General features: G+C 45.2%; 17 protein-coding genes and 1 pseudogene. 8 read left to right on the forward strand and 10 right to left on the reverse strand.

Annotated elements, in window-relative coordinates; all coding sequences use genetic code 11:
- Positions 1-47: 47 nt before the first annotated feature.
- The 3 genes and pseudogenes from QUB13_RS27290 to QUB13_RS27300 all read right to left on the reverse strand — a co-directional run.
- A pseudogene (locus QUB13_RS27290) lies at positions 48-330 on the reverse strand (hypothetical protein); the annotation flags it as partial.
- A gap of 87 nt (positions 331-417) precedes the next feature.
- Positions 418-555 carry a hypothetical protein gene (locus QUB13_RS27295; RefSeq protein ID WP_333387433.1) on the reverse strand — a complete coding sequence of 46 codons (138 nt, stop codon included), beginning with the start codon at positions 553-555 and terminating at the stop codon, positions 418-420.
- Between the two features lie 48 nt (positions 556-603).
- The gene (locus tag QUB13_RS27300; protein WP_333387470.1) at positions 604-762 is read right to left on the reverse strand and encodes a Uma2 family endonuclease; all 159 of its coding nucleotides are present in this window, start codon (positions 760-762) and stop codon (positions 604-606) included.
- A gap of 218 nt (positions 763-980) precedes the next feature.
- Between QUB13_RS27300 and QUB13_RS27305 the strand changes: the two genes are divergently transcribed.
- The 4 genes from QUB13_RS27305 (at position 981) to QUB13_RS27320 (ending at position 5147) form a co-directional block, all read left to right on the forward strand.
- Complete coding sequence (locus tag QUB13_RS27305) at positions 981-1964, forward strand: alpha-ketoacid dehydrogenase subunit beta (protein ID WP_333093267.1); 984 nt, start codon at positions 981-983, stop codon at positions 1962-1964.
- Positions 1965-2119: 155 nt separating this feature from the next.
- On the forward strand, positions 2120-3517 hold the full coding sequence (gene secD / locus QUB13_RS27310; RefSeq protein WP_333387436.1) for a protein translocase subunit SecD: 1398 nt from the start codon (positions 2120-2122) through the stop codon (positions 3515-3517).
- A gap of 123 nt (positions 3518-3640) precedes the next feature.
- Positions 3641-4609 (forward strand): protein translocase subunit SecF, encoded by a 969-nt coding sequence (gene secF / locus QUB13_RS27315; protein ID WP_333387439.1) that lies wholly within the window; start codon positions 3641-3643, stop codon positions 4607-4609.
- A 151-nt stretch (positions 4610-4760) separates the two neighbouring features.
- Positions 4761-5147: a hypothetical protein gene (locus tag QUB13_RS27320; protein WP_333387442.1), complete on the forward strand. Its 387-nt coding sequence runs from the start codon at positions 4761-4763 to the stop codon at positions 5145-5147.
- Positions 5148-5514: 367 nt separating this feature from the next.
- Here QUB13_RS27320 and QUB13_RS27325 read toward each other — a convergent pair whose 3' ends face one another.
- The 3 genes from QUB13_RS27325 to QUB13_RS27335 all read right to left on the reverse strand — a co-directional run bounded on the left by QUB13_RS27325 (position 5515) and on the right by QUB13_RS27335 (position 8237).
- Positions 5515-7062, reverse strand: coding sequence for a sensor histidine kinase (locus tag QUB13_RS27325; RefSeq protein ID WP_333387445.1), 1548 nt, complete (start codon positions 7060-7062; stop codon positions 5515-5517).
- 588 nt (positions 7063-7650) lie between these two features.
- Positions 7651-7794: a hypothetical protein gene (locus tag QUB13_RS27330; RefSeq protein WP_333093273.1), complete on the reverse strand. Its 144-nt coding sequence runs from the start codon at positions 7792-7794 to the stop codon at positions 7651-7653.
- Entirely contained in the window at positions 7791-8237 is a 447-nt protein-coding gene (locus QUB13_RS27335; protein ID WP_333387447.1) for a hypothetical protein, read from the reverse strand. The genes QUB13_RS27330 and QUB13_RS27335 overlap by 4 nt, the downstream gene beginning before the upstream one ends.
- A gap of 754 nt (positions 8238-8991) precedes the next feature.
- Here QUB13_RS27335 and QUB13_RS27340 point away from each other — a divergent pair.
- Entirely contained in the window at positions 8992-9390 is a 399-nt protein-coding gene (locus QUB13_RS27340) for a DUF4342 domain-containing protein (RefSeq protein WP_194010291.1), read from the forward strand.
- Positions 9391-9477: 87 nt separating this feature from the next.
- Here QUB13_RS27340 and QUB13_RS27345 read toward each other — a convergent pair whose 3' ends face one another.
- The 4 genes from QUB13_RS27345 to QUB13_RS27360 all read right to left on the reverse strand — a co-directional run bounded on the left by QUB13_RS27345 (position 9478) and on the right by QUB13_RS27360 (position 15128).
- The gene (locus QUB13_RS27345) at positions 9478-10863 is read right to left on the reverse strand and encodes a hypothetical protein (protein ID WP_333387451.1); all 1386 of its coding nucleotides are present in this window, start codon (positions 10861-10863) and stop codon (positions 9478-9480) included.
- A gap of 329 nt (positions 10864-11192) precedes the next feature.
- On the reverse strand, positions 11193-12158 hold the full coding sequence (locus tag QUB13_RS27350; protein WP_333387453.1) for a type I restriction enzyme endonuclease domain-containing protein: 966 nt from the start codon (positions 12156-12158) through the stop codon (positions 11193-11195).
- A gap of 8 nt (positions 12159-12166) precedes the next feature.
- The gene (locus QUB13_RS27355; RefSeq protein WP_333387456.1) at positions 12167-14851 is read right to left on the reverse strand and encodes a type I restriction enzyme HsdR N-terminal domain-containing protein; all 2685 of its coding nucleotides are present in this window, start codon (positions 14849-14851) and stop codon (positions 12167-12169) included.
- A gap of 103 nt (positions 14852-14954) precedes the next feature.
- Positions 14955-15128 carry a hypothetical protein gene (locus tag QUB13_RS27360; RefSeq protein WP_333387458.1) on the reverse strand — a complete coding sequence of 58 codons (174 nt, stop codon included), beginning with the start codon at positions 15126-15128 and terminating at the stop codon, positions 14955-14957.
- Positions 15129-15526: 398 nt separating this feature from the next.
- On the opposite strand from QUB13_RS27360, the gene QUB13_RS27365 reads away from it, so the two are divergent.
- From QUB13_RS27365 to QUB13_RS27375, 3 genes are all read left to right on the forward strand, one after another.
- Entirely contained in the window at positions 15527-17080 is a 1554-nt protein-coding gene (locus QUB13_RS27365) for a metallophosphoesterase family protein (protein WP_333387461.1), read from the forward strand.
- 212 nt (positions 17081-17292) lie between these two features.
- Positions 17293-18021 (forward strand): DUF3891 family protein, encoded by a 729-nt coding sequence (locus QUB13_RS27370; protein WP_333387464.1) that lies wholly within the window; start codon positions 17293-17295, stop codon positions 18019-18021.
- A gap of 301 nt (positions 18022-18322) precedes the next feature.
- Positions 18323-19282 (forward strand): YegS/Rv2252/BmrU family lipid kinase, encoded by a 960-nt coding sequence (locus QUB13_RS27375; protein ID WP_333387467.1) that lies wholly within the window; start codon positions 18323-18325, stop codon positions 19280-19282.
- Positions 19283-19587 lie beyond the last annotated feature (305 nt).

Here is a 19587-nt window from a genome sequence, read left to right on the forward strand (position 1 = left end):
GTGAGAATACAAGAATGAGATTCGGGCAAATGTGGCGTTAACGGTATTTAAACAAACTTCAAGCCCACACAGAGCATAGAACTAGCTTTATAAGCGGAGAATACGTCCCAATTTTGGTTCAACCATAACACACAAACCGAAAAGATATTGCTGTGCGAAACGCTGAGAGCGCATCACATCAATAAAGCTGTTTAAAGGTTGATTTGCCCACCAGGGTCTTAATCCTCCAGTTAAGGTATGCCAGAGAATGAAAGTGCAGGCACAAAACACCAAAATTAAATGCCTCCGACGACTGCGTTTATCTCTGACTTGATATTCTTTTAGTCCTAACCTAAAAAACTGTAAGGCTTCTCCCCTTGCTATTGACTACCCAAACGCCCAATATTTTAGCATCTAAATAATTTCTCGCTTTAGCAGCTAAGCTAAGTGAGCGAAAGTTTGTTCGGGTGAAATAATTTCTATGACTAACTCTGGGACGACAGGACAGGCTTCATCCTCATTCCAGTCGCGAGATAAGCGTTGGTAAGAAACATATAAAAGATGGGGTACTGACACCCAGTCTCGCCGTTTCCGGGTTAATTTGACCGCCCATTCTACACCAATTTATCCCCGTTCATCACCCCACTGTTCAAGGATTTTTATTAGGGTTCTGGTGAGTCGAGAATGAAATTTTTTTGGTGACATTTTTGGTAATGCTTGACCATCAATCAGTTCGTAGGTAATATCGCCTTCCCCTTCCGGTAGAGCGAAAAACTCTTCCAGAGTTAGTTAAGTTTTTGTCTGGAGGATGGTATTTTTTTGCGAATAGCACGCAAGTTAATCTGATTCTAGCTTAAATACTGATTGACACAATACAAATTATATGATATTGATTTTCAAAATCTCAGGTTTTAACTGCCGAATTTACGATCGCATCCTCATCCGCACCCCAAAAGGTTAAGATTCTAATCTGACCTCCTGCAATCATTGCTTCACCTCCTATGGCAGAAACCTTACTGTTCAACGCCCTCCGCGAGGCGTTAGACGAAGAAATGGCCCGCGACTCAGCCGTATTCGTACTCGGCGAAGACGTAGGCCAATACGGCGGTTCCTATAAAGTCACCAAAGACCTCTACGAGAAATACGGCGAACTCCGAGTGCTCGACACCCCGATCGCCGAAAATAGCTTTACAGGCATGGCAGTCGGCGCAGCAATGACCGGATTGCGGCCGGTCATCGAAGGCATGAACATGGGCTTTTTGCTGCTGGCGTTCAACCAAATATCCAACAACGCCGGAATGCTGCGCTACACCTCCGGCGGCAACTTCAAAATGCCGATGGTGATTCGCGGCCCCGGCGGCGTGGGCCGACAACTCGGCGCGGAACACTCCCAGCGTCTCGAAGCCTATTTCCAAGCAGTACCGGGTTTGAAAATAGTCGCCTGTTCGACTCCCTACAACGCCAAAGGACTCTTAAAATCAGCCATACGCGACGATAACCCCGTTCTGTTCTTCGAGCACGTCTTGCTGTACAACCTCAAGGAAAATTTGCCAGAAACAGAATATTTAGTGCCGTTAGACAAAGCGGAAATTGTGCGATCGGGCAAAGATGTCACCATCTTGACATATTCCAGAATGCGGCACCACGTCCTGCAAGCCCTGCCCGCACTGCTAAAAGAAGGTTACGATCCCGAAGTAATCGACCTAATTTCTCTCAAACCCCTGGATATGGAGACAATTGGCGAATCCATTCGCAAAACCCACAAAGTAATTATTGTGGAGGAATGTATGAAAACCGGAGGCATCGGTGCCGAACTAATTGCTTCGATTAGCGATCGATTTTTTGACGAACTCGACGCACCAGTTTTGCGCCTGTCTTCGCAAGATATTCCCACACCTTACAACGGTAATTTGGAAAGACTGACAATTGTCCAGCCCAACCAAATTGTCGAAGCCGTCCAAAAAATGGTAGCTTTGCGAGTATAAATAGTTATTGGTAATTTGTAATTTGTTGTTGGTTATTTGTTATTTGTTATTTGAAGACCGAAAAAAAGCTCGGGACGAACTAATAACCAATAACCAACAACCAATAGCCAATAACCAATAACTAATAACCAATAACCAATAACCAATAATTAAATATGCAAAAACAGCGTTCAATATTAGCCCTAATTTTTGTTTTGATCGTCGCAGCTATTACTGTAATAGTAACAATACCGACGCGGCTGGGATTAGACCTGCAAGGAGGGTCGCAACTCACGATTCAGATAAAAACTACCCCCACAATTCCCAAAATTGATCCGGGAATGTTAGAAGCAGTGCGGCGGATAGTCGAAAACCGCGTCAATGGTTTGGGCGTTTCCGAATCAGTGGTACAAACAGTAGGAGAAGACCAAATTCTCGTGCAGTTGCCGGGAGTAAATGACCCGCAACAAGCAGAACGAGTTTTGGGCGGCACCGCCAAGCTAGACTTTCGGGAACAACTGCCGGGAACAGAAGCGCAATTAGCTATTGAAAGGCAGTTGCAGCAGGAATTGCTGGCAAAACAAACAGAATTGAAAACTAGCAAAAATGAAGCCGCAGTTCAAGAAAATCAGGCTGCTTTGAAAAGGAGCAATGAGGCGATCGCCAAACTCTACAAAAGCAGCGGACTAGGCGGCGAAAACCTCCAAGACGCTCAACCTCAACCCTTGCAGTCTGGGAATAGCTGGAACGTCGCTCTCCGTTTCGATACAAAAGGAGGCGAATTGTTTGGCGAACTAACTAAAAATTTAGCCGGCACCGGACGGACTCTGGGGATTTTTCTAGACGAAAGAATGATTAGTTCTCCTGTAGTAGGCGTTGAATTTGCCCAGACAGGAATTACTGGCGGCAGTGCCGTAATTCAAGGCAACTTTACCACCCAAGAAGCTAACGATTTGGCAGTGCAATTGCGGGGCGGTGCTTTGCCGGTACCTGTCGAAATTATTGAGAACCGTACCGTGGGTGCAAGCTTAGGACGAGACAGCATTCAAAGCAGTATTAATGCAGGGATCGGCGGCTTAATTTTAGTCTTGATGTTCATGATAGGTTACTACCGACTCCCCGGCGTAATTGCCAATATTGCTCTGTTAATTTATGCTTTGCTAACTTGGGCTGCTTTTGTACTGTTGGGAGTGACATTAACGCTGCCGGGAATTGCTGGTTTTGTACTCAGCATCGGGATGGCGGTAGATGCTAACGTGCTGATTTTTGAGCGCACTAGGGAAGAGTTGCGGGCAGGGAAGACGCTTTATCGATCGGTAGAATCGGGTTTTTACCGCGCTTTTTCCAGCATTTTAGACGGAAACGTCACAACAGTTATTGCTTGTGCTGCTTTGTTCTGGTTGGGTGCTGGTTTAGTTAAAGGGTTTGCTGTAACTCTGGCATTGGGCGTATTAGTGAGTATGTTTACTGCGCTCACTTGCAGCCGCACTCTACTGTTCGTAGTATTGAGCTTTCCAGCATTGCGGAAACCTCAGTTGTTTTGTCCTAATTTGTCGAAAACTGCTAACAGTTAACAGCTAACAGTTGACAGTTGACAGTTGACAGTTGACAGTTGACTGTTAACTTCTTCCTTCCTTCTTACATTCCGTTACATCCGTTACACAATCCGTTGCCGAACTTCCTTCTTCCTTCAAATTATGAAATTCAGTGTAATCAAATATCGATCGCTCTGGTGGAGTATTTCCGCCGCGATCATCCTTGCAGGTATAGTATCGATGGCGATTTCTTGGACTCGTCCCGACATCCGCGCACCGCTGCGCCCCAGTTTAGACTTTATCGGCGGCACTCGCCTGCAATTTGAACTCGACTGCACGAAACCGGAAAATTGTAAACCCATCGATCTTGCTGCTGTCCGCCAAGTCCTCGATACCCAAGGTTTAGCTGGTAGCAGCATTCAAGTTATCGGCAAAGAACAGCGCGGTTTGTCGCTGCGGACAAAAACTTTGGATGTCGAAAAGCGGACTGAGTTGCAAAAAGCTTTGAGCGAAAGACTAGGCGCTTTTGCTCCTCAATCTATTCAAATAGATACGGTTGGGCCTACCCTCGGCAAACAGTTATTTACTTCTGGTTTGCTGGCTTTGTTGCTTTCCTTTGCAGGCATTACTCTTTATCTGACATTCCGATTTCAGTTAGATTATGCCTTTTTTGCTTTTATTGCTCTGTTTCACGATGTCTTAATTACGCTTGGTGTATTCTCAATTTTGGGTTTAGTTGGAGGACTGGAAGTTGACAGTTTATTTGTCGTCGCGCTCTTGACAATTATCGGTTTTTCTGTTAACGATACAGTGGTAATTTACGATCGCGTGCGGGAAGTAATTAAGCTAAATCCCGGACTGTCGATCGATCAAATTGTCGATGATGCCGTCATGCAAACCCTGGGAAGGTCAATCAACACGACCCTGACAACCCTGCTGACCTTGTTTTCAATCTTTTTGTTTGGTGGCGAAACGCTTAAATACTTTGCTTTAGCATTGATTATCGGTTTTATTGCCGGTGCGTATTCCAGTATTTTCATTGCCAGCACGCTGCTAGCTTGGTGGCGCAGTCGCACGGGCAACTCCATCCCCCTCCCCGCAGAAGGAATCAACCCATCAGAAGAAGTTTAACGATTGTTGGTCATCAGTCATTAGCGATCGGGCTGCTGACTGCTGTTATAGCAACCGTGCAAAGACGGTTAGGAAGTTCTTATTGCACTTTCCCCATGCAGTCGATTGCAACTTCGGTCTTCCTTCTTCCTTTTTCCTTCTTCCTTCTGCTATGACTAATGAAAGCGACCCAATTTTTCAAAGAGAAGTCCAAAGGCTTCACAAACTAACAGTTTACGGCCGCTGGTTAACTGTGATATTGCTATGGATTAGCGTCGGTTCTTTCAGCATTTGGAGTTTGCGTCGCGAAATCGGTTTGTGGTTAGAACACTTCACTTGGGCTGCGGTGTACTACGGTTTATACTTTCACCGCGGGCCGACTCTCGGCCTCGGTTTGTGCTTAGGAATGACTTTAGCAGTGATAACTTGGCAAACTCGCAATGCGTTGCGAGGATTGCCCCTGCAGGAAAAACAGGGTTTAGAAAAACAAGTGCGCCGCATCCGCCAACAGGGGCCGAGTCATCCTTTGTGGAAGTGGGTTTGCAAAAATTCGCAGTAGGCGGCGGGCTTGATTTTTTAGTCTCAAGCAAGAGAAACGAAAGTTTGACAAGAAGCGGTTTAAACTGCCGAATCCCTAACTTTTATTGCTTCTTCCTTCTTCCTTGTTCCTGATGAAGTTGGACGGAAAGATCGGGGGGGACAGCACTAACAACTAACAACTAACAACTAACACAACAACTAACAACTAACAAATGAGGGCGGGCACGCACCATCCACCGCCCCTACCAACTAACAACCAATAACTAACAATTAACAAATAACAACTAAGAGGGCGGGCACGCACCATCCACCGCCCCTACCAACTAACAACCAATAACAACTAACAACTAACAACTAACAACTAATGACTAATGACTTCTTATGTATCAAGCAAAGCGAGGCAAAATCTGTGCTGGCGAAGACTGTTGAAGCGGAATCTCGATCGCAAATTCGGTTCCTTTTCCCGGTTCCGAAACGCACTTCAATTCGCCGCCGTGTTGGTTGACAACAACTTCATAGCTAATGGATAGTCCCAAACCAGTTCCTTTACCGACCGGCTTTGTAGTAAAGAAAGGGTCAAACAACCGTTTTCGCACAGCTTCTGTCATTCCCGGGCCGTTGTCAAAAATTCTAATTATTACTTTTTTTCCCTCGGTTAATTCCGTGCATATCCGAATAGTAGGAGTTAGGTAAGTAGAGTTATTAATTGAGGATGTAGTGTTTGTTTTGTAATGACTTTGCTCGCATACTTGCGAAGAGTGATGGCTGTTTTTGTCAAAATTTGCGTGTTTGTTACACTCAACTATAGCGTAAATAGCATTAACTAAAATATTCATAAATACCTGATTTAGCTGTCCGGGATAGCACTGCACCAGCGGCAAATCGCTGTATTCTTTATGAATGGCGATCGCCTCCTGGCCCGGTTTGCCTTTAAGCTGGCTTTGCAAAAGCATAATCGTGTTGTTGATACCGTCGTGAATGTTGACCAGCTTCATTTCGGCCTCGTCTAACCGGCAAAAATTCCGCAGCGACAAAACGATATCGCGCACTCTTTCTGCACCTTGCTGCATGGAATTTAATACTTTCGGCAAATCTTCCAGCAAATAATCGAGTTCGATTTTTGCTGATTCCGCTTCAATGGCTGGGATAGATTCGGAACTGTGCTGCTGGTAGAGATAAAGCATCCGTATCAAACATTCAGTATACTCTTTCGCATGGTGTACATTGCTGTAGATAAAGCCGATAGGATTGTTGATTTCGTGAGCTACTCCTGCTACCAACTGCCCCAAAGAAGACATTTTTTCTGTTTGAATTAGTTGAGTTTGAGTGCGCTGAAGTTCCAGCAGAGCAAGTTCGAGCTGTTGGGCTTGATGCCTCAATTGTGCTTGGGATTCGCGCATCGCTACGGTTGCTAACTCGTGAATTTGCAACTGAGAAAGCAGCAATTCGTGCACGTCTAAAAGTTTGTAATTTTCCGGCTCTACCTGCACTACAATGGGTTCGTGGATTAGTTGTGGCGATCGCTCCAAAGACTGCCGCACTGCCGTCATAATTGAGGTTTCGCGATCGAGAACCAACATATCAGTTTTAGTAAAGCGGTAGAGTATCAACAAAGGCTGTTGAGAAAATAACTCCAAACTGTAGGGGCGGCTCATATGTTCAAAAAAACGCCGGCGCGAAATCATCCCTATAAACTTTCCTTGCTGAGTGATGATAATGCCGGGAAGTAAAGGGTTTGCTTGAAAAATTTGAGAAACTTCGTCACCCACACAGTCAGACTCTAGAAAAAAATCGTACAAGGTTAATTCTTGTAGAGTCGATCGCAAACCAAGCGGCGATTTAAGGGGACTCAACCCGTCAGTTTCATACACTGCTCCCTCCTTTGGTAATTGGCAGTTGTGGTTGGCTGCTGGAGTATTGCGTACTATTTGCACTGCATTTTATACTCTTTTTATAGTTGGGCAATCAACTCTACTCGGCTCGATCGCATATAGTTAATTCAGCAAGATTTTTTTTTGCTTAAATCGCGCTAATTTCACCCGAAACGATATTGCAGGTTAGATTAATTTAACAGCAGACACCCCTTTGAAACCTGACTGTAGCAATTCTAAATCAATTTAAATAACTGTTTCCCAGGAAGAGCCAGGGAACTGATGTCACTCGCTGCATTGCCTCGGGACGCAATTGGGTAGGCTTTTCCTCGCTCCAGAAGCGTTACTTTCGCTCGAACTGGTAACGAGTAGTCCTACAAATCCTGCAAGGATTGCTATATTTAGTAAATTTCATCTATCCAAGATTCGACTAACCAGAATATAGCAGTTATAACTACCTTTGATTTTTCATATAGTTAAAGGTAGTTCAGATTGATAGACATCCGCGACCTGAGCCCGAAAATTGCCTATTACCCCTTACTGAAAATTATATGACAATCAGACAAGAGTAGCGACAAATCGGGAGCCGATCGCCCGCCGTGACAATTCAAGTAAAACCCGTTGCGGAGAATTGCCAAGAAATATCAACAGTCATTTAGTTTGGCACAAATGCCGATCGCTCTCACCACCGGGATTGTATCGCAGGTAGTCTTCCAGCCAGCCACAGCCGACTGCGACCAATTTGTCAAGTTCCACAGATTCTACTTTAGCAGACTCAAGACTCCAAAGCTTCACCGACGCACCTTTGCGATTAAAGCTCTAGCTGGAGAAGTTGAGGGAGAAGTTGAGGGAGAGAATGCTGTCAATTTCGTCGATAAAAATGACGATCGGACGATCGCAGGAAGCAATACTTGTTCGATAAATTCATTTAATCGGAGGACTGGCGGCAAATGTTCTCGCTCGCGCCACCAATTCCTGACATTCATTTTTATTTTAAAGCTGTTGGCGAGAGTGGCTGTAAAGCCCGCATACCAATGGAGGGGAGTTATTTCGGCAGTGCCAATTCCCGTGATGTCAACAAGTGAGCAGGCGGTGTTTTCGGCTTGCAAGCGGCGTGCTGTTTGCACCCGCAAACTCGATTTTCCCATTTGCCGCCCGGTGAGCACGTCAAAATTCGCCTGCTTTGAATGCGTCGTAAAGTTCGCGATCTGCCGCTCTGGTGACGTAAGTAGGAGCATTCGCCGGCAAACTTCCGCCAACTTGATATTCAAATTCTGTAGCTGTCAAATCGGACAAGGCCAATAAAGGGGAAGCAGAAGCAATTAATTGTATTTTACCTAACTTTTCCTCAAGTTCAACTTCTCTTTGAGGAATTTGATTTTTTTGGGATAATCTGGCGGTGATAATTACTTCTTTTTTCCCTTGATTTTAGGCAATTCTCATGAGAAACTCTAAGATATTCATGGGATGAATGTCTGGGGGCTGGGTTTTGTTTGGTATCGCCCGCTTGCTAGAGAGAAAGGACATTTGAGGAAAGTAAGCGAGGGTTTCCATGTGCGGTTTGCCAAACGAGATGTGTTAAGTATATAAACGGTGGGGCGATCGCACTTTCAGTACAATGTCACTATTTCAACCTGTACATCCGCTGACTCTCTAACTCTGAGTGCCTGAATATCTCTACAATCCTTTTGCTGTCTGGGTTAGGAGTGTTTTAATGTAGGGGCGCGCCGGCCGGCGATCTGCAGACAGTTAGCGTATTGGCACAAGCAAAGGGAAGCGGGGGAGAGTTTGTTGCTTGTTGCTTCTTCCTCTTGGGAGAATCGAGCCACCGGAGGACAAATTTTGGGATTTCGCCCTCAAAGATGAAGAGAAAAAATAGAGCCAGCCGCAGCAATATCAACCAAAAGAATGATTCACAGACAAAAAGTTGCGTGTTATCTTTACGAGATACTTCATATACAAAAAATTTTTTAGCTAAAAGGAGAGCAAAAAATGGAAACACCTACAGATCGCATACAAGAACCGGTGGGGACAAGAGAACTCGAATCAACACCTGTATCTAAAACAGTTTCGGCCCAAAAAGTGGCTGAGGTTAACTTTGAAACGACTCCTTTAGAAACACCTGCTTATGCTCAGCAGAAAGTTACCGTCGAAGAGTTGAAGATTAACGGCAACGATTTGGTTGCTAAGGTTAAAGAACTGATTCACGAAGGCAATATCCGCCGCATCATTATCAAAAATGAAGAAGAACGGATATTAGTAGAAGTCCCTCTGACTGTGGGAGTAGTCGGCGGAGTAATCGGTGCGGCTTTGTTTCCTGTGATTGCAGCAGTAGGTGCGATCGGTGCATTAGTCGCTCACTTGACTATCATCATTGAAAGAACGGATTAAAAAAAATCAGCGGTGAGAAGACCGGGCGGTTTCAACCGCCGTCTTCCTTTGATAAAATTTGGTTGAAGCCGCCGTCTGATCTATACCCTAAGAAACAGCTTGGTGAGCTAACTTAACTTTCCCTAAAGCCATCTTCCTGCTGTCAAAGAGTTTCATAACTCCCGAAGAAATGGTGTCGATGACATCAGGAGCACAGTAAGACAGAAACTCTTCCGACGTAATACGCTCTGCAAAAAAATCTTGAGCTTTCTTCAGGAAGTTTTCAGTTTCAGCAAAGCCGATAGATTTGATAATAAAGGTAGCTACGGGGGAGTTTTTAATATCATAGGGAGATTCTTGATTGCGTCCTATTGCTAACAAATCTAAAACCTCTTTTTCTAACTGACTTTCTAAGGGGTAGGCGATTTGTCTGTTGGGCAAATAATCCTCTAGAACCGATGTTTTAAACCCGGGTGCGCGCAATTCTCCCATCATGGTTGAAAGGGGAATGTCGCGGCCCAAACGGTAGGAAAGAGCTTCTAAGATGGCGATGGTAATTAGTTTGATTCCGAGATAAAGTTTGGCAGCGGCGATATTTTTTCGTGTTTGGGCAATCATGTAAGTGTAGGTTTCATCGTCCGGTTCTTGCATGAACTGCTGGAAAACGAGTTCGGGTTTGAGAAAGTTTAAAAATCCTTCCATTTTTTGCAGAGATTTGCGGTATCCGCCAACAGTATAGGAATTGACATTGCTCAATTCGTGGTTGGTTTCCGGCATTAAGTTCCAGGTATTGTCTAAGAAATTAGAGGAATTTGGAGAGGCAAAATTCTCTACATCCCGATTTGATAGTCTCACAGAACGCTTGACAATTTCTACAGTTTCGGCATCAGTCCATCCGAAATCAAAATCGCGATTTATAATTACTAACCGCTGATGCAAAAGTTCGATCGCGCTGAAACCCGAGGGCGACAACGGACGAAAAGGAATAGTAGCTTCGATGCAGGCGGAAATTTCGGCGATCGTACTAGCTGGCAAAAAAGGCTCTAAAGATTTGGCAGCAATGACGGCGCTCAAAAATTCGTTTTGGCCGCCAAAGGGCGAGAGAGCCTTACCGGGAAGGAACCCAAAGACACTGGCCACGAGCTGATACATGGTATCGTCGGGCAGTTCGGTTTGATCTTTAATAATTAACTGCGATCGCACTTCTTTGACAAAAGGACAAAGGGCGCTGCTAATATTGAAACTTACGCCCTGATCGACTTGCACGTACACGAGGTCGTGAAATAGCGCAGCCAGCACCTCGATCGGATCGACTGACCCCCCGACCTCAAAAATGTGTTCCGACGTGTGAAAGTAGCGCCAAGGCCCTCTCATGGTTTGAATGATTAACTCAGCTATCTGTTCGAGCTTCGGAATGTCTGCTCGACCTCCCAATTGCTCGATCGACGTGACTAAACAATCCAAACACCGTTTTTGTTCTCCCAAAAGCTCCATTTACGCACCTCCAGTGCATTCCCTGATTGTCTTGGACTTGATTGCATGGTATCAAAACACGCTGCGATCGTGCCATGATTCGTGACTCAAAAATTGCAAATTTTAGGGTGAAAGAGGGGAGGGGGAGAGGGAAAGAGGGAGACGGGGCGAGGGGGAGAGAGGGAGAGGTAGGAAAAGGGAGCTCGGGAAATTAAATATTAAAAATTCCGCATTTGTGGCGATTGGCGGCAATTGGGCGGTTGGTATCATAAATTACAGTAAAGCTAATAAAAATTGGTAAAGTTTTGATGAAATTTTGATACAAGCCGTGGGTTGCTGACTATTCAGGTTTAAGCTGCGGCGGTGTAAATACTGCGTCCGGCCTCAGAATAACATTCGTAGACGTGCTGGTAAATTTCTTGACATTTGCGCTGGTACGCTGCGGTTGAGTAGCTTTCGGGCAGTTTATCTAACATTTCCTCGATCGCCACTTTAACCGCTGCCTTGGTTTGCTGTCGCCTGCGCCAATCTAACACTAATTTTTCTTGTTTAAGGGTTGACAAAAGTTCCTTGACTACCTTCTTAACTTCCAGCTTTTCCTTCTCGGTTAAGGTGATATCTGGTTTAGTCAACAAATCAAAAATCGCCAGTTCTTCCTCTGATAAATTCTCGCCAATTGCACGTTTATCCTCAATATTTAGTTCCTGGGCAAACTCAACTAACTCGGCAAACAATGTTTCCACATTACCAGAACCAGCGTTGTATTCATCAATCATTTGCTGAAACTTATCGAGATAATTCATCCGGCTTTTGTTGAGGTGCAGCATTCGGGTTAGTTGGCTGCTAATTATGCCTTTGAGTTTCTCTGTTTCGGTGTGTTTGTAACCCGATGCAAACTGGGCTTTGAGGGATTCAAAGTCAATTTTGCTGAGGTCAATTGGTTGATTTGATGCGGGAATGATATAATTTGAAGTGCCGATGGATTTGTCCAAAATTTCCTCAACAGCGGCTTTGACTTCGGCAATATCCACCTGTGGGGTTAGACTTTTGATGCGCTTGGTAATTTCAGCAAAAGCGTACAAACTAGGATTGAACTCGCCAGATGCTGGGTCTGGGAGAATCGCTTTGTAGAGTTTGTTAACGTTCTGAGTTAGTGCTAGATATCGCTGTTTGGAATCGTCGTTTATCAGGATAAGTTCGACAGCATCATTCCACAGCTTGGTAAGGGCGAAAGCTTCGGTGGCGGCTTGGATTTTGTCGAAGTTGATGCCGTGTTGGGTGCAGAATTGTAGGGTAAGATCGATCGCACTTCTCAATTCAGGGTTTACTCGTTACTACCCCAATCGGCTAACCCTTCAGCTATTTGACCACAGCTTTCTGTGTGTCCCCGCTCAAAGCTTTTTGTGTAAGCAATACCGTTATCCCATTTGTCAACAAAGTATGTCTCTCTTGTCTTGCAACTAGAACAAGCTATTGCGTTGATAAAAGGGTACAGTGGCACCCATTCTTGACGGCCTGCATCTAGGAATAAATCACCTTTATGCAAAGCTTTATGTAAAATAACTTCTTCTTGTGGTAAACCTGGGTGATCTCCTATGAAGCGCAAACATTTCAAAGTGGTTGTACTATTACAACGGCTGGGGTTAACATCTAAGACTTGACGGATTGGATACTCTGTAAAAAAGGCTAATGCTTCCATACATCGCTTTAAGCGTTCTTGAATGTCTTGTGTAGCTTTGAGAATCTCTTCCTCAAGAGTTGGCCCTCGGTCGTGTTTAAAATTATTCTTTGCTCTGATTAAAGCAGTCACATCACTTCCAAAACCCTTTGTATCTGAACCAATATTTAGCCGATAGATATGTTCAGCTAGAGGGTCATCTTTGTAAGTACCAAAGACTTTTGCACTACGAGCAACAAGCTCTACCCAATGACCGGGAGAAATACCACCTTGCCAGTATTTTTTTAGGTCAATTCCTGTCTTTTGACGGTCTTGTTTTTGCAGTAACGCCAGTGATATTGACCCAAGAAAAGCTAGGAGATTTTCAGCAACGCGCAGTTGCTCTTTATAAAGTTGTGCAGGGTTAACTATACTTCCAAGTAACCTGAAACCATAGGCAATGGGAAATGGGTAAAAGTTAGCTATCTGGAACTCTAAGCGGTCAACAGATTGTAAACTTGTTTCTAATAGAGTGCCACGACGTTTCAATTCAATTAAACTAGCTTGAAAAGAGTGGCTGTTCTGTGCATCAAATAATGCACGTCGAAGAGATTCTAATTCATCTGCCTTAGCTCGTAGTTCCACCTCAATACGCTGGAGATCGTTCAACCCTTGATAGAGCTTAGAGTCTACTACGGGAACGGGAAATTCGCGCAAAGACTGAGTAGTTATACGCTGAACGTCAGCTAACGTTGATACCCTTGCAGATATTAGCTTTTTTGCTGTTGAGGAGTTCAGGTACTCCCGCAAATACTCGCTAGACACTTTGTCATCTTTGAGTCGCAACCTAATTACATTCCTACCAAGAACGGCGGGTTCACTACTTCGGTTGAGAGCAACAGAAAACCCTCCACTTATTTCAGGCAGAAGAAGATCACCCTTTTTTAGCAATACTTGTTCAGGAATGGAATTTGCTTCTATTTTTTGGGCGTTCTCAAAATCAACGTAACCGCCTCTGAGATCTCTAGCGTGTATCAGTGGAGTGGTGCCTTCAGAATCTTCTCGATTTAAGACGGCTCCACGCTGGATATCACACAATTCACCAAGATATACAAGTTTACCCAGTCGTTTTAATCGTTCTAACGTCTTATCTATTTCAGGGTCGTTAGCTCTAACAGCCCAGTTTGCGTTATTCTCAACTTTTGCTGTATAGCCTGTTGATGGTTTATCGCCCTTCATCCACTTTGACAAGCTGTCGAACCAGGGACGGGAATCCATACTAATTAAATCACCACGAGATCCAAGAACATCGAAATAGACCTGCTCTCGTTCTCCTCCGAAATATAGAAGGCTGGTCATCATAGATGTAAAGCGGAAGAGGTTTCCAGGTAGTTCAAGTACACTACACAAACGAAATCTTTCAATGAGGCAATTTCTTAGCCACTGAGTTAATTCGTTGATTGCAATTCCAGGCCAAACAATAGCTGATAGAGTTTTGACTGAAGGAATAGTAGCTGCCCAAGCTAAAATCACAGGTAAAATATCAATCCGACCGGGCATCTGTTCCCGAATATTGATAGGTAAAGAGTTTATGAATTGAGAAATTACATTATTATAAAGATCTGAATTTTTCTTTACTTTGAACCCCCAAGGTATTGTGAAGTCTATAACTAATGATTCTGGTTTGCTTTCTTCAACTTCTGCTAATAACACTTCTACTGAAGAGGGATTGAATATACGTAAGGAGTGGGAATTGACATTCTGTGGGATATTTTCCCATTCATGAATTCCTAGTTCAGTGGGCGAAGGTGCGTGATCTAGTAACTGATGTTCATTAGTTTCTCTATTTAAAAGTTTAAATTGAATTCCATTAGTAGCACACAACCATTTGACTGTTGTTCCTCTACATAGCGTTTTAATTTGTTCATCTGCATTGTCTAACAATCGTTCTGAGTCTTGGATCTCAACAGCAATCTGCCACGTATCTTCTGGTTCAAAAATAGCAATATCGATGATGCGTCGAACTTTAAGGTCAGAGCGATATTCTGGAAATATAGCTCTTTTAGGCCAACCAGCTAAAGCAAACTGTTCGATAACTGTATTTAAAAGTTCCGATTCAAGTAAATTCTCATTGCTTTTTATACCTATTAAATTAGACAAATCTATGATCTTTGAAGACTTGCCAAGCTCCTCTACATTCCAGAGTTGAGGAGCAGTGGTGAGAATTATTGTTTTTTTAGCTTCTACTTCATGAGGACGTACACGAAGGAGCTTTTGAAGAGATTGTGAGATATCATCATCGACGTAAAAATTTTCAGATAACCTAGACATAGATGAGTGATTACTGTTCATGCGGCAATATTTCCCTTGTTGATGTCGAGATTCTCTACGTCTAACTCACCTGAGATGAGTTTTGGGAGGAGTAAGTCGCGGGTTTGGCGGAGGTTGGCGTTTTTTAACAGTAGATTTTGAACTTGAGAAAACAAAGGTGTTGCCTGAGTTCGTCGGCTGCTTCCCAAAGGCGTTTTTCGAGTTCGGTATAGTTGGCTGGCATTGTTGGCGTTATTTTCCCAAGTTCTTGATAGATTCCTTCGTCTTCGGCAACAACAAACAGCACCGCCTCGTACAAACTCTTATTTTAGTTGCTAGGCGGGGCGATCGCATCAAAGCTTTGAGCAAATGGTATAAGTTGCAAGATCGAAGGAGCAAGAGGAGGCAGAGCCTCCGGATCTGCATTACCAGGCAGAGCCTGGTAACGAGCAAAACGAGCAAACAGTATTCTTGTCCCCCCCCTTGCTAAGGGGGGGCTAGGGGGGGGCGGAGAGTATTGCATGATTTTAGAGAAATGGTATAACGAGCAAAAAACCAAGTTTTTAGCTTCGGGGCCGAGCGATCGATTTTTCAGCTTTTAGAGAGATGCAAAAAGTCGCCCGATCGCTACACTATTAACTAGGAACTCAGCAATTTGGGAGACTAGGCGGCGTGAAATTCGTGTCCGACCCGCGAATAACAGTCAAAATCAGCAAAATGAACGAGCGGGTGCGGTGGCAAGAACAGGCGATAGTCGATCGGGCGATCGACCAAACTCGGATTGTTTTAGAAACTCAAACCAGCGACTCTCCAGAATTTTCATTTTTAGTCGCAGGCGACAGCGGCACGAGCAACCACCGCGGCCACAACCCGCAGCGGCAGATTGCCCAGCAAATGCTCTCGCAGCGGGAAACTTGCCGTTTCCTCCTCCACACGGGGGATGTAGTTTATCTCGTCGGTTCCAGCGAATATTACTTGCAAAACTTTATTCGCCCCTACCGAGAATTTATCGTCGGCGGCGAGCATCCCTCTCGGATTGCTTACGATCGCATGGTGTTTAACTTTCCGTTTTTGCCAGTACCGGGAAACCACGACTATTACGACCTGCCCGTAGTCTACGGCCTGCTGTCGGCAACAGCTTTGCCGCTGCGGAAGCTGTTGGGTGCCAAGTTGGATCTCGATGTCGGCTGGCACGGTTCCGATCGCGGAAATGCCTACGCTAAAGCATTTCTCGACTACCTGAAAACTCACAAATTGCCGGGAGAACTCGATCGCCACCTAGACACCCACTACACCGCCAGCACCAGCACAGGCCGCTGCATCCGCTACCAACCCGGAAGCTTTACCCGCTTACCCAACCGCTATTACACGTTCCGCAGCGGCGGCATCGACTTCTTCGCCCTCGACTCCAATACATTCAACGAACCCTTGCCGCTGCCGAAAACCAAACAAGGCGACATTCGCCGCCGGAATTTGGAAATCGAGCGCCAGCAGTTGGAACAAGAAAAATTAGCAATGCTGGAAATGTGCGATCGGCTAAACCCCGAAATTCCAGAAGAAGCCGAACAGCTAGACGACTTGGGCGCCAAATTAGCGCAAGTTGACGAAATGCTGATGGATATTGACAAACAACTGTCCTCCGACAAAACAGCCACCGATGTCGAACAGCTCGAATGGCTCGAAAGGCGACTGATTGACTCTTGGCGCGATTCAGACGTGCGGGGGCGGGTAATTTACCTGCACCATCCCCCCTACGTAACCGAGGCGACAAAGTGGAATCAAGCTCAAACTTTGGCCGTGCGGTTGCGGTTGCGCGAGGTACTCGACGGGGTGCGCGATGCAGTTGGAGAAGTGGCGGGCGGGCGATCGCTAGTAGATTTGGTACTGACCGGCCACGCCCACTGTCTGGAACACCTGAAGACTGGGGATACCGGACACGGCGACTCTGGGATTAATTGGATTGTTTGCGGGGGAAGCGGTCACAGCCTGCGCCGCCAGCGCCCGGAAGGCCCGGTGTTGGAGGAACCATCAAGTCCTGAAGCTTATCGGTTGGGGCGCGAACCGGGTGTCAAAACAGCCGGCCGGCGGGTAGCGGAATCTTTGCTATTTGTCGGCCGCAGCGGTCAAGGTTCCCACAAACGCCGTCCTTATTCGTGTTTGCGGATTGATGTTCTTGACGGGACTCCCCCCAAGTTCCGAGTCACACCTTTGGTTGTGGAACGATTTGAGGGCAAATGGCAGGATATCGCGATCGAACCTTTTGTGATTTAACTTTGTTTCTACCTTTGATGGTTCCGACTTGGGCGATCGGACTTTTATGAAAAACTGAGTCCGAACGATCGAACTAATTGCATTGTTGGCGATCGGGATTGAGTTTTGCCGAAGCAAAAAACTTAATTCCTAAGTTTGAAACTCTCAAAATTCTGTCTCCCACTGGAAAATTTTTAATCTTTGCACTCAACTCAATTCAGGAGAAAAATTCAATGATTGCCAACTTAACCGCCACCGGTTGGGAAATTATTTATCACCGCGCCCACGCTTTGCTGGCCGCCCAACTTGGCGGACAGTGGAAGCGCTCGAAATCTCCGCTTCGCCTCTACGAAACCATAGCCGCGATTTCTCACCACGACGATTTAGAAAAAGAGTGGGAAGAGCATATTTTGACTGAAGCCGGCGCGCCCTTTGATTTTACCTTGGACACAGAAACTTCAGTGCCTAAAATGAAAGGATTGACCGAGACTTCTATATATCGGGGGCGGTGGGTAGCAATGTTGACTTCCATGCACATGAGCTATCTTAATGAAGGAAAGCGGGGAGAGTCGAAGGAACTAAACGATTTTTTGGACGAACAACTCGCAAACCAAAAAAAATGGCGCGAGGAGTTTAAGATTTCTAAAGAAGAGGCAGAATCAGCTTATGCTTTTTTCCAGTGGTGCGATCGGCTATCATTAATTCTGTGCAGCCGCGAGTTGCCCGCCGGAGAACGATCTTTAGAAATTAGTGTCGGCCCCGACGGAAAGCGCTACGATATTCTACAGCACAGCAACGAACTCGTAACTGTAACTCCTTGGCCTTTTGAAGACGATAAGTTTACGGTGAACGTCGAAGCGTGCCGCTTAGATAAAGTCAAGTTTGACAGCAATGAGGAAATCAAAGAAGCGCTGGCAAAAGCTCCGCGCGAAGTGTTAGAGTGGACTTTTGTCAAGTCTTAATCAAACCTTTGAAAAATAGGTGAGGTTTGTTTTCGGAGTTGCTCGTTACCAGGTTGCTCGTTACCAGGCATTGCTCGTTACCAGGCATTGCTCGTTACCAGGCTCTGCCTGGTAATGCAGATCCGGAGGCTCTGCCTCCTTCTTTCTTGCAACTTACAAAAGAGAAGACTGTAGTAGTTGTTTAAGTTATTAAGTTTTCGATCCTAAGAGCGATTTAGGGGGATATAAACTTCGATACAAACGAAAAAAATCGATGATTTCAGTTCAGCCATTACCTATTACCAATTACCGATTATCAACTATGAAACGTTCAGCCTGCCTAATCTTTAATCCCGTCGCCGGCAACAGAGACCCAGACCAAGACTTGGCGATAATTCAGGATATTTTAGAGCCGTTTATTGACTTAGATATTGTGCTGACAACGCCAGAAATAGACGCAGATCAACTCGCCCACGAAGCAGTTGCTAGGGGAGTTGACGAAATTATTGCTTCTGGGGGCGACGGCACACTATCAGCAGTTGCTGGGGCGATTGTCGGCACAAATATTCCTTTAGGAATTATTTCGCGGGGAACAGCAAATGCTTTTGCTAATGCTTTAGAGCTTCCGAATACAGTTGAAGCCGCCTGCGAAACTATTTTGGGAGGGTTGAGGCGGGTGGTGGATGCGGCGACTTGCAACGGTAAAATGCCGATGGTTTTGTTAGCTGGCGTGGGTTTTGAGGCGGAAACTGTCGAATTAGCCGATCGCGACATGAAGAATCGCTGGGGAATGCTGGCTTACATTCTGTCGGGAATTAAACAGTTAAACAATCTAGAAAGATTTGAAGCAGAAATCGAGACAGAAGATAAAATAGTCAGCGTTACTGCTGTAGCCGTCACGGTGGCGAATGCAGCGCCGCCTACTTCGATTTTAGCTCAAGGCCCGGCGGGGATTATTTTTGATGACGGCTTGCTGGATGTGACGCTGGTTGCGCCTGAAAATCAAGCTGGGGCGATCGCAGTTTCTTATCACCTATTGCAAACAGCTTTGACTGGCAATCCGAGCGATCGCGATGACATCGGTTATTTTCGCGCCAAAAAAGTAAAAATTACTACCGATCCGCCTCAGAAAGTAGTTGTAGACGGAGAACTTTTCGGCATGACTCCGATTACTATTGAGTGCGTTCCCGGAGGTTTAACTATTTTTGTACCGCGACTTGAAGAACAGCAAGCAGTGGAAAAACTCACCGGTTTAGCAGATATCGAAATTACATTGAAGTAGAATTATAGTATTTCTCAGAAAGATGAGGTGCCGCTGGGCATAGGGCATAGGGCATAGGGCATAGGGCATAAGGCGATCGAACCGCTATAGCTTTTAGACAAATCCATAATAAGGTTTGTAGTGAGGACTTCAGTCCTCAGAACTCAAGTGTTAGCGAAGAAGGACTAGAGTCCTCACTACGAACCTTAATTTTTATGCTTCTAAAATTTGGCGAATTCGGCGCTCTAAACCCACATTCAGCAGATGTGATTCATCTTACTGGTATTTTTGAAAAATCAAAGCCAGCAAACTTTTTTTAGTCTAAT

It is taken from the genome of Microcoleus sp. B4-D4, from assembly GCF_036705185.1.
Classification (GTDB): Bacteria; Cyanobacteriota; Cyanobacteriia; order Cyanobacteriales; family Microcoleaceae; genus Microcoleus.

What these genes read in the sequence shown, in the direction of transcription:
- QUB13_RS27340 (WP_194010291.1), top strand. Translation starts at nt 8,992, where the DNA reads ATGGAAACACCTACAGATCGCATACAAGAACCGGTGGGGACAAGAGAA.
- QUB13_RS27320 (WP_333387442.1), top strand. Translation starts at nt 4,761, where the DNA reads ATGACTAATGAAAGCGACCCAATTTTTCAAAGAGAAGTCCAAAGGCTT.
- QUB13_RS27365 (WP_333387461.1), top strand. Translation starts at nt 15,527, where the DNA reads ATGAACGAGCGGGTGCGGTGGCAAGAACAGGCGATAGTCGATCGGGCG.
- QUB13_RS27335 (WP_333387447.1), bottom strand. Translation starts at nt 8,237, where the DNA reads ATGCTCCTACTTACGTCACCAGAGCGGCAGATCGCGAACTTTACGACG.
- QUB13_RS27355 (WP_333387456.1), bottom strand. Translation starts at nt 14,851, where the DNA reads ATGAACAGTAATCACTCATCTATGTCTAGGTTATCTGAAAATTTTTAC.
- QUB13_RS27370 (WP_333387464.1), top strand. Translation starts at nt 17,293, where the DNA reads ATGATTGCCAACTTAACCGCCACCGGTTGGGAAATTATTTATCACCGC.
- secD (WP_333387436.1), top strand. Translation starts at nt 2,120, where the DNA reads ATGCAAAAACAGCGTTCAATATTAGCCCTAATTTTTGTTTTGATCGTC.
- QUB13_RS27375 (WP_333387467.1), top strand. Translation starts at nt 18,323, where the DNA reads ATGAAACGTTCAGCCTGCCTAATCTTTAATCCCGTCGCCGGCAACAGA.
- QUB13_RS27305 (WP_333093267.1), top strand. Translation starts at nt 981, where the DNA reads ATGGCAGAAACCTTACTGTTCAACGCCCTCCGCGAGGCGTTAGACGAA.
- QUB13_RS27345 (WP_333387451.1), bottom strand. Translation starts at nt 10,863, where the DNA reads ATGGAGCTTTTGGGAGAACAAAAACGGTGTTTGGATTGTTTAGTCACG.
- secF (WP_333387439.1), top strand. Translation starts at nt 3,641, where the DNA reads ATGAAATTCAGTGTAATCAAATATCGATCGCTCTGGTGGAGTATTTCC.